Source organism: Komagataeibacter kakiaceti JCM 25156, from assembly GCF_000613305.1.
This window is the reverse complement of sequence record NZ_BAIO01000073.1, coordinates 1-8,629: the sequence shown is the minus strand read 5'-3', so window position 1 is coordinate 8,629 and position 8,629 is coordinate 1. Positions and strand designations below refer to the sequence as shown.

The 8,629-nt window shown below is 59.6% G+C and carries 9 protein-coding genes, 1 tRNA gene and 1 pseudogene; 6 read left to right on the top strand and 5 right to left on the bottom strand.

The genetic code is table 11. The annotated features are described in order from the left end of the window. Together JCM25156_RS06530 and JCM25156_RS06525 are read left to right on the top strand one after the other, a co-directional pair. On the top strand, positions 1–327 hold a 327-nt coding region (locus JCM25156_RS06530; protein ID WP_025812536.1), incomplete at its 5' end, for a DedA family protein. Beyond that, positions 324–1,418 carry an ATP-grasp domain-containing protein gene (locus JCM25156_RS06525; RefSeq protein WP_025812535.1) on the top strand — a complete coding sequence of 365 codons (1,095 nt, stop codon included), beginning with the start codon at positions 324–326 and terminating at the stop codon, positions 1,416–1,418. The genes JCM25156_RS06530 and JCM25156_RS06525, both read left to right, overlap by 4 nt. A gap of 23 nt (positions 1,419–1,441) precedes the next feature. Here the strand turns inward: JCM25156_RS06525 and JCM25156_RS06520 are convergent, their stop codons facing one another. Continuing rightward, complete coding sequence (locus tag JCM25156_RS06520) at positions 1,442–1,900, bottom strand: MlaD family protein (RefSeq protein ID WP_025812534.1); 459 nt, start codon at positions 1,898–1,900, stop codon at positions 1,442–1,444. Between the two features lie 123 nt (positions 1,901–2,023). Between JCM25156_RS06520 and JCM25156_RS22120 the strand changes: the two are divergent. After that, a pseudogene (locus tag JCM25156_RS22120) lies at positions 2,024–2,860 on the top strand (undecaprenyl-diphosphate phosphatase). Between the two features lie 18 nt (positions 2,861–2,878). Here the strand turns inward: JCM25156_RS22120 and JCM25156_RS06510 are convergent. Continuing rightward, on the bottom strand, positions 2,879–4,108 hold the full coding sequence (locus tag JCM25156_RS06510; protein WP_025812533.1) for a mechanosensitive ion channel family protein: 1,230 nt from the start codon (positions 4,106–4,108) through the stop codon (positions 2,879–2,881). Between the two features lie 178 nt (positions 4,109–4,286). On the opposite strand from JCM25156_RS06510, the gene JCM25156_RS06505 reads away from it, so the two are divergent. Further along, positions 4,287–4,361: transfer RNA gene (locus JCM25156_RS06505), tRNA-Met, on the top strand. A gap of 575 nt (positions 4,362–4,936) precedes the next feature. On the opposite strand, the gene JCM25156_RS28740 is transcribed toward JCM25156_RS06505, so the two are convergent. The 3 genes from JCM25156_RS28740 to JCM25156_RS06495 all read right to left on the bottom strand — a co-directional run bounded on the left by JCM25156_RS28740 (position 4,937) and on the right by JCM25156_RS06495 (position 7,663). Next, positions 4,937–5,308 carry a hypothetical protein gene (locus tag JCM25156_RS28740; protein WP_206777858.1) on the bottom strand — a complete coding sequence of 124 codons (372 nt, stop codon included), beginning with the start codon at positions 5,306–5,308 and terminating at the stop codon, positions 4,937–4,939. A 320-nt stretch (positions 5,309–5,628) separates the two neighbouring features. Next, on the bottom strand, positions 5,629–6,108 hold the full coding sequence (locus tag JCM25156_RS22115; RefSeq protein WP_242402515.1) for a hypothetical protein: 480 nt from the start codon (positions 6,106–6,108) through the stop codon (positions 5,629–5,631). Between the two features lie 598 nt (positions 6,109–6,706). After that, positions 6,707–7,663 (bottom strand): alpha/beta hydrolase, encoded by a 957-nt coding sequence (locus JCM25156_RS06495; RefSeq protein WP_025812532.1) that lies wholly within the window; start codon positions 7,661–7,663, stop codon positions 6,707–6,709. 366 nt (positions 7,664–8,029) lie between these two features. On the opposite strand from JCM25156_RS06495, the gene JCM25156_RS06490 reads away from it, so the two are divergent. Together JCM25156_RS06490 and JCM25156_RS06485 are read left to right on the top strand one after the other, a co-directional pair. Next, complete coding sequence (locus tag JCM25156_RS06490) at positions 8,030–8,218, top strand: CsbD family protein (RefSeq protein WP_025812531.1); 189 nt, start codon at positions 8,030–8,032, stop codon at positions 8,216–8,218. Positions 8,219–8,338: 120 nt separating this feature from the next. Beyond that, positions 8,339–8,578 (top strand): hypothetical protein, encoded by a 240-nt coding sequence (locus tag JCM25156_RS06485; protein WP_025812530.1) that lies wholly within the window; start codon positions 8,339–8,341, stop codon positions 8,576–8,578. Positions 8,579–8,629 lie beyond the last annotated feature (51 nt).

Sequence of the window (8,629 nt, the reverse complement as noted above, 5' to 3'; positions counted from 1 at the left end):
ACCCTGCCCGGCGGCGCGCGGGAAGGAAAATGGTTCGACCGCAACGTATTCCGCATCGTGTTCATCAGCCGGTTCGTGCCGGGCGCGCGCTTGCCGCTTTATACGGCATGTGGTTTCTTTCATGCCCGGTTCGGGCTGTTCTGCATCGCCGCGGTCCTGGCCACGCTGATCTGGACATCCCTGCTGTTTCTGGCATCCCTACAGGTGGGGCAGTTCCTGATCGACCATCTGGGAACATGGAAATGGGCGGGCATGGCCGGTTTTGTCCTGACCATTTTCCTGATCAGCCGCATGATCGCCCGTTTGCATGATAATGAGACCCGATGACCGACATGACCACCGCCGTTGACCGCAGGCCAGACACACGCACCGACACCCCCACGGTCTCGGCTTTCGAGTTCTGGCCGGGCTGGATCTTCTACACGCCCATCGTGCTGTACTGGATCATCCTGGGGCTGCGGTACCGTGATTTCAGCCTGCCCACCGCCGCCAACCCGCGCATCGAGACCGGCGGGCTGTGTGGCGAGAGCAAAAGCTCGATTCTGGACATGGCGGGCGATGTGGCGCGCGAATGGATCGCGCCCTATGCCGTCATCACCACCGGCACCGACGACCTGCCGCGCGCCATGGCCGCGATGAAAGCGGCGGGACTGTCCTTTCCCATCGTGCTCAAGCCCGATATCGGCTGCAACGGCACGGGCGTACGCATCATGCGCGATGCGGAAAGCCTGGGCGCGGGGCTGGCCGCCTTCGGCCGCGATGTGGCGGTGATGCTCCAGCACCTGATCCCCTACGGGCATGAAGTGGGGCTGTTCTACATCCGCCACCCCGATGAAGAGAGGGGGCGCATCACCTCCCTCACCTACAAGGAAGTACCCTGCCTTACGGGTGATGGCCGCTCCACGGTGGAGGAACTGCTCCATGCCGACAGCCGCACCCGGCTTGTCCCGCACATCTACCTGCCCCGCCTGAAGACGCGCCTGCGCGAGGTGCTGGCGGCGGGCCAGTCGCTGCCGCTGGTCTTTGCGGGCAATCACTGCAAGGGCTCGATCTTCCATGACCGCGCCATCGACATCACCCCGGCACTTGAAGCGCGCGTCAACACGATCATGCGCGACATTCCCGATTTTCACTTCGGGCGGATCGACGCCAAGGCCCGCAGCCTCGCCGCCCTGCGCGAAGGCGAGGATTTCCAGATTATCGAGATCAACGGCGTCGGTTCCGAAGCCACCCACATATGGGATGCGCGCACCACCCTGCGCGCGGCCTACGCCACGCAGTTCATGCACTACCGCGAGACCTTCCGCATCGGGGCGAAAAAGCGGCGTGAGGGCTGGAAAAGCAGCGGGGCCATGGCCATGCTGCGAAGCTGGCTGCGCCAGCGCAGGCTCATGGCCAGCTACCCGCTGAATGACTGAGCCGGGCGGCGCCCCGCGACCGTTCAGTTCGTGGGCAGGCCGCCATTGCCAAAGATATAGTTGCTGATCTGCTGCTCAAGGCTGAGCGGCTCGCGCGTGTTGGTGACAACCGCGCCGGGGCCGAGCATGGCGGTAGCCCGGCCCGGCTGCACCAGCAGGGCGGTATCGGCCGTAAGTGTCGGGCTACCGATTGAAATACTTGTATCTTCAGGCAACGACAATGTACGGTCGAGCGTAAAGCCCACATTGGCCATATAGGTCACGGGGTCGAGCGTAATGGAGGTAACCCGGCCCACAGGCACGCCATCCATGGCGACATCCGCCCCGACATTCAGCCCATTGGCCGAGACGAAACGCGCCACCACGGGGTAGCGGTCGTGGCCACCGCCGGTTTGCGATGCGCGGGCGTAAATACAGAACCCACCCGCAACCAGAAGGACAAGCCCGCTGGATATGATCGCGCCGCTTCTTTCCCTTGCCATACTGGCTCCCTGCCCGATACGGCTCCCCGCCAACCCGAAATCCGCCACAATGCGGAACAGGGTGGATCCGGCGCTATGCCGTGCCATATCCTTTCATCCTACTGCGTCATGGACAGGCGGACAATGACACTCCTTCAGGCTATCCTTATCGCCATCATTCAGGGCGCCACCGAACAGTTCCCCATAAGCAGCCTTGGCCACGCGGCCATCGTGCCCGCCATCCTGCACTGGTCCGTGGACCTGCATGGGGAAATGTTCCTGCCCCTGCTGGTCATGCTGCATCTGGCACATGTGTGGCCCTGCTCATTTTTTCTGGCGCGACTGGGTGGCGCTGTTCACCGGCGCCACGGGGCGCTACGGCGCCATCTGCCAGATGGACAGCATCCGTATCCTCGCGCTGCTGATCGTGGCGACCATTCCGGCGGTGCTGATTGGCGGACTGTTCGAACACGCCATCCGCAGCCTGTTCGGCACGGCCCGCTACGCGGCGGTCTTCCTGGCGCTGAACGGGGTCATGCTGCTGATCGTGGACCGGATGCGCGAAAGCCTGCTGCCTGAAAGCGACCGCCCCCTCGCCTCGCTGGGCTTTGGGGAGCGCTGGTGATCGGGCTATTCCAGTGCCTGGCCTTCTTTCCCGGCCTGTCACGTTCGGGCGCGTGCATTGCCGGGGGGCTGCTGCGCGGCCTTTCGCATGAAAATTCGGCGCGCTTCGCCTTTCTCATGGCGCAGCCGGTCATTCTGGCGGCCACGGTGCTGGAAGCGCTCAAGCTGCGCCATGCCCCGCCGCTTCCGGGGCAGATGCATGTGGCGGCCATCGCCGCTGTCGTGGCCGCCGTCGTGGCGCTGGTGTGCACCGGGCTGCTCATGCGCTACTTCCACGATCATGAGGACTGGGCGCTCCGGCCATTTGGCTGGTACTGCATCGGCGCTGGCAGCCTTGCGTTCCTGTATCTGTCCTGACGCCCCGCGGGCAGCCGGTCAGCCGTGACCCTGCCCGCCATCGGTGGTGCCCATGCCGCCCCCGCCCGCACCTGTCCGCGGCCCCATATAGGCCCCGGGCGGCGGGCGCATGACAGGCGGCGACAGCATGCCCGGATTCCCCATCACATCCAGCCCGGACATGGAGCCGACATGGGTGAGCCGGTCGCGCGGCAGGGCCTCGGGGCATTCATCGCGCAGAAAGGCGATGATCTGTTCACGTATCTCGCAGCGCAGATCCCAGCTCTGCATGGCCGAACGCGCGCTTGCGATGACGCGGATGGTCATGACATGGGCATTGCAGTCCGCCACCTGCACGGCGAATTCCTTGCCATCCCATAACGGCGCGGAATGCACGATCTCACGCAGCCGTTCGCGGATCCGGTCCATGGGGGCGTTGAAATCCACATGGATGAAGACCACCCCGATCAGGGCGGCGGAATTATGCGTCCAGTTCTGGAACGGATTTTCCAGAAAATAGGAAATGGGCACGATATGCCGCCGCCAGTCCCACACCCGCAGCACGACGTAGGTGGAGGTGATTTCCTCCACCCAGGCCCAGTCGCCATTGATGATGATCAGATCCTCCATGCGGATCGGCTGTGTCATCGCGATCTGCACACCCGCGAACAGGTTGGTCAGCAGCGGACGCGCCGCCAGACCGACAACCAGTGACGCCGCGCCGGCGGAGGCAAACAGGCTGAGTCCGTACTGCCGCACGGGCTCGAATGTCATGAGCGAGGCCCCTACCGTCACCAGCCCGATCAGCAGATCCGTCGTCCGGCGCAGCACGCGCACCTGCGTCATGTGCGTGCGCAGCAGGATATCGTCCTTGTCATCCTTGCCATTGATCCGGTTGAGATAGGCGTCGGACAGGATGCGCGTGGCGACCAGCGCCGCATAACCCAGCATCAGGATGAACAGCACCACCAGCGCATGGGCCGTGTCCTGCATGATGTCGGCTGGCAGGCCCGAGGCCGGAAGGGCCGTGCCCACGAACAGGAGCACGAGCATGATGCGCGCCGGGCGCTGCATGGCCAGGGTGAACGACCGCACGAAAGCGCCGCGCCGGCTGCCGGGAATACGAAGGATGAGTTTGGTCATGAACCGGCTGCACATTTCCGCCAGCAGTCCCGCCACGCAGAGCATAAGGACCGAGGACAGCAGGCCGGGCAGCCAGCCGAACATATGCCGAAGGGTAGTCAAAAAGGTAAGGAATTCAGTTCTCACAAAGGATGCGCAGCCTTTTCCGGTTGTTTGCGGATTGTGTGGTGAGGCACCAGTAGTACCCCCTATCGGGCGGAAATGACAAATCCGCCGCCTTTGCCGGACCTTTTCCGTCCCGTCCTGAAAACACGGGTTGACTTCCCGTCCGGGCACGGGTATTCCGCACACATCCTAACGCGATGGCGGTGTAGCTCAGCGGTAGAGCAGGGGAATCATAATCCCTTGGTCGGCGGTTCAAATCCGTCCACCGCTACCATCTCGTTAGGATTGATTTTCCTTACATTTTCAAGATTTTGTGCCTCACTTTTGCCCGGCGATATGGGCGATTGTCAGTCATGCCCCTCGCCTGCTGTCCTGCATCAGGGATACGCGGCGCGTTCTGCTATAGCATTTCCGGCAGGGCGCATATGGCCACTGACCGATGCCGCTGCTGTATGGCCCATCATCGGCATGATCTCCCCTTGCACACACCTGCCGTCATGGCGCGTAGTCCATATCCCTCGGACCGGCAGCGTGGATTGTTATACTTACAGCGGATTGAAAGGGAGCGAGTTCCCGCTGCCCTCCACCGTTGTCAAAATGGTGCGTGCCATGCGCAAGATCATTTCTCTTTAAAGAACGACCTTCAATTTCGGGATAATATGCGCACCCCTCCCGACCGGGCCGCGCGGCGTGGAAGGTCAACACCATGGCATGCTGCTTTATGGAGCAGGACGGCAGTACATGGCGCGGATGCCTTGAAGCACACCAGCACCATCCGCCACGCCCTGCGAGACGCATGGAGCGCGCATACCTTATGTAAAGTGATTATGTGCTGTTAATGGACTGAAATCACGGTTTTGACAGAAGAAACGTCACGACTTCCAGTCTCTTTTCTTCCGGTATGAATTCACTACCAAAATAAAGTTTATAAGTTGCCGTGGGCAGAACAAACCAGGTGGGATAGTCGTGAGAAATTGGATGTCCCTTATCTTTTCCACTCCCATTCCATCGTTGGGCCAGAACGGGACGCTTCCCTTTTTCATCGGTCCAGTAACCCCGGGCCATTGACCACCACTGACTTTCATACAGAACGTCAACCAGTTCCCATCTTGACCGGGGAGATAGAACCTTCCACGGATCTACGCCCTTATTACTTTCTGACATGCGGATTTCCCTGTGTAGCGACACAGGAAACGGAACATGTCCGGACATCTGCGGCAAGATGCGTCATCCAATACGACAATTGCGTTTTCTGGCGCGCGTGGACGCGGATGGCGCTGGCTTTAAATATCAGGCTGAAGCCGTCCGGCGCATGATCCGGCGTAACCAGCTTCCGGCATGGGGGTTGCCATAATGGAACAGGGCGGTGGCCCGGATTTTATCGTAATCGCATGGTTCATTGGCATGAATGATACGGTAGCCCCAGAAGAAATATATATTCCCCGGCACCATGGATACTTTTGTATAGTTCATCTTTCCGGAAAATATAAGTTTTTTAATGATGGCCTGTGTTATTCTGTTATCAAGAAAAACCTTGTCGATCAGATTGCTATATACGTTTTCCGTATCCTTCGCATTCCTGGCAACATGATCAGGTCACCCTTCTGCCCCTCCGTGGGCATGATGACCGGCATCAGGGCCGTCAGCACGAAGGAATCATAGTGGAACAGGAAAGCATGTCGTGCCCCGCTCCTGCCGCTCAGGCAGCGTAAAACCTGATAAAATGTGGATTCCGGGGCCACGCGCCCCGTCCCGGCTTCATACAGCTTCCGGCATGTCGCCTGAAATGCCGGTGCGTTCGCCAGGGTTTCCATGAATGTGCCCCGTGTATCGTCACGACCGGAAAAAACAACGTATTCTCCCCCGGCATCAGCGACCTTACGCTCGATAAAACCACGTAGAAGCGCCAGATCTTCGGGATCAATACATCCGGTGGCGACACCATATCCCCGCCGGTTCATATCACTGATGATACCCCCCAGCACGGTATCGGAAAGAACCGGAAAAACAGGACGCACCATGCTGGATACGTCATTTGGCACATTCGACAGCATCGTGGTCACCTGATTGCATCAAAATGTTGGATATCAGTCGAAATCAGTTCTGTATGGGATCATGGCAAGTTACGGATAATAAGTATTTCAGGAAGCCAGTATACGACCAGTAGCGAGCAAACGCCGCATGGCTGATTTCGTTCCGTTCATGAAAAACGATATGCAATTATCTTTTCCCGTCCGGAACGGATCGGAACACCGTGGCTCGGGGTGTCATTGCCGGATGTCAGGCGGTTTGACGGCATGGAAATAAAATGGGGCGCAGCTGGTAACGAATACTTCCGTGCACAGCACATCCGGCCCCGAAAAAAGCAGCCCCCCGGCCCTGACTGCCGGGGGGTTACCATTCCGCATCCCGGAACCGGGCTGAAAACCGTTTCTGGCCACGGCCCCGCCGTTAGGGACTGTCTGAAACAGAGCCGGTCCATGAAACGTCCTGTAATCATAAGGAAGTTTTTGGTGAAGCTCTTTCCAGAAAACTTTAGGGAACGCCGCCTTTTTGAAAAAAGGCGACGCCCGGAAACTCTTATCGTTTTATATCAATCCGCTGTTTTCAAACAGAACCTTACAGGCCCAGCGTCCGCTTCAGGCCCGCGCAGTAGTTATCCATGAACCGCAGCGACAGTTCAGCGTCGGGCACGAACATGTCGAACACATGATAGGCCCCCGGCACGACGGAAACCTCGGTCGGGACGCCGGACGCCATCAGGCGGCGGGCATAGTCCAGATCCTCGCACAGGAACAGATCCATCGACCCCACGCCGATAAAGGTGGGCGGCAGACCCGACAGATCCTTCGCCCGCGCGGCGGCGGCATAGGGCGACGTATCGGCACCACCCGCCGAGGCGCCGAGATAGGCCTGCCATGCGAATTTGTTGGCCGAACGGGTCCAGACATATTCCCCGAAATCCGGGGCGGGATCGACATTCGTCGCGGTCCGGTCATCCAGCATAGGGTAGATCAGCAACTGGTACGCCAGCCGGTATTCCTTGCGGTCGCGCGCCAGCAGCGATAGGGCAGCACTCAGCCCGCCACCCGCGCTTTCCCCCGCGACCACAACCTTCTCCCGGTCGATGCCGAGCGCCTGCGCATTTTCATGCACCCATTTCAGGACGGCGTAACAATCCTCGATCGCACCGGGATACCTGACCTCCGGCGCAAGGCGGTAATCGACCGAGACGATGACAAAGCCCATCCTGTGGGCCAGAACCTGACATTTGGGGTCATCAACCTCCGGATGGCCGGAAACAAGGCCGCCACCATGGATATAGACCATGGCCGGGGCATTGGGGCGGCGTTCACGCGGGCGGTAGATCATGACACGCACATCCGGCGCGCCTGCCGGGCCGGGTACATATTCTTCCTGCGTTTCAACGTCGGGCAGAGGCCGCCCCTCGATCAGGCGCACGGCGGTCAGGAAGATTTCACGCACTTCGGGCAGGGAGCGGTCCGACAGTCCGTCAAATGAAGGCATCTTTTCCAGAATTGGCAGAAATTCAGGATTTACGACGTTTTTGGGCATGATGAATATGGTCCTCTTATATCAGAACGGACCCGTGGGCCGTTTCGATCCACTGGAGCGTCCTGCACGCAGGCCCATACAACCATGATGAAAATCAAGTATAACCCACCATAAATGAATATAAACTATAAGATCATTCCATTTTCTTATCTATTATATTTGAAAATCACCTGAGTTTATAACATTTATAATAAATGGATATAGGCGCATGAACACGATATTCACCGCACGGAAAACCGGCCAGGCCACAGCCTGCGCCCGTAACGATCCGGGAGCGTATTAACTGTTGCGTTCCACCATGCGTTATGCTGCTGTCTGACATGCGTAGGGAGAGGTGTTCCTTCCCGCCCTTTCAGGGAGTGTGACATGGATCGTTTCAAGGTACTGCTTCGCGGTCGCACCAACATGGTCATGGGTCAGCTTAAACAGGAAATCGGTCAGGCCACCGGCCTGCGGCGGCTGGAACGTCAGGGCATCGCGCAGGAAATGCGCGGGTTTTCCCAAACCGCGCGCCTGCATCGCATGGCCGCGATGGAACAGGCGGAACAGGACTGATCCCACCCCGCGAACCACCCGTGAAGGGTCGACGCATAACCGCATCGCGCGCAGGGTGGTTGCCCCGATACCCGTAGCCCGTACGATGGCCCGATCACTTGACCAAGCGGGAATACGGCCATGAACAAAGATCAGATTATCGACCTGCCCTTCACCACCGAAGCCATGAAGTCCGCCGTGGAGCGGCGCATCATTCAGGCGCCCGAACTCTCCGATCAGGAAAAACATGACCTGAGCGTGACGCTGGCGGGTCTCGACGCCCAGCACCTCGCCACGCTGGTCGAGACCATTCTGGGCCATGCCATTGAATCCGGCCCTGAAATCCTGCCCTACCTGAAGCGGATCGGCCAGCGGGGCTGATACAGCCCTATGGCGTGGCGGCCAGCGCCGTGGCGCCGCCTGCCGCGCCTG

Bases quoted from the DNA above. Each gene is read 5' to 3' on its own strand.
- JCM25156_RS06490 (WP_025812531.1), top strand. From the start codon at position 8,030: ATGGATCGTTTCAAGGTACTGCTTCGCGGTCGCACCAACATGGTCATG.
- JCM25156_RS22115 (WP_242402515.1), bottom strand. From the start codon at position 6,108: ATGGTGCGTCCTGTTTTTCCGGTTCTTTCCGATACCGTGCTGGGGGGT.
- JCM25156_RS06485 (WP_025812530.1), top strand. From the start codon at position 8,339: ATGAACAAAGATCAGATTATCGACCTGCCCTTCACCACCGAAGCCATG.
- JCM25156_RS06495 (WP_025812532.1), bottom strand. From the start codon at position 7,663: ATGCCCAAAAACGTCGTAAATCCTGAATTTCTGCCAATTCTGGAAAAG.
- JCM25156_RS06520 (WP_025812534.1), bottom strand. From the start codon at position 1,900: ATGGCAAGGGAAAGAAGCGGCGCGATCATATCCAGCGGGCTTGTCCTT.
- JCM25156_RS06525 (WP_025812535.1), top strand. From the start codon at position 324: ATGACCGACATGACCACCGCCGTTGACCGCAGGCCAGACACACGCACC.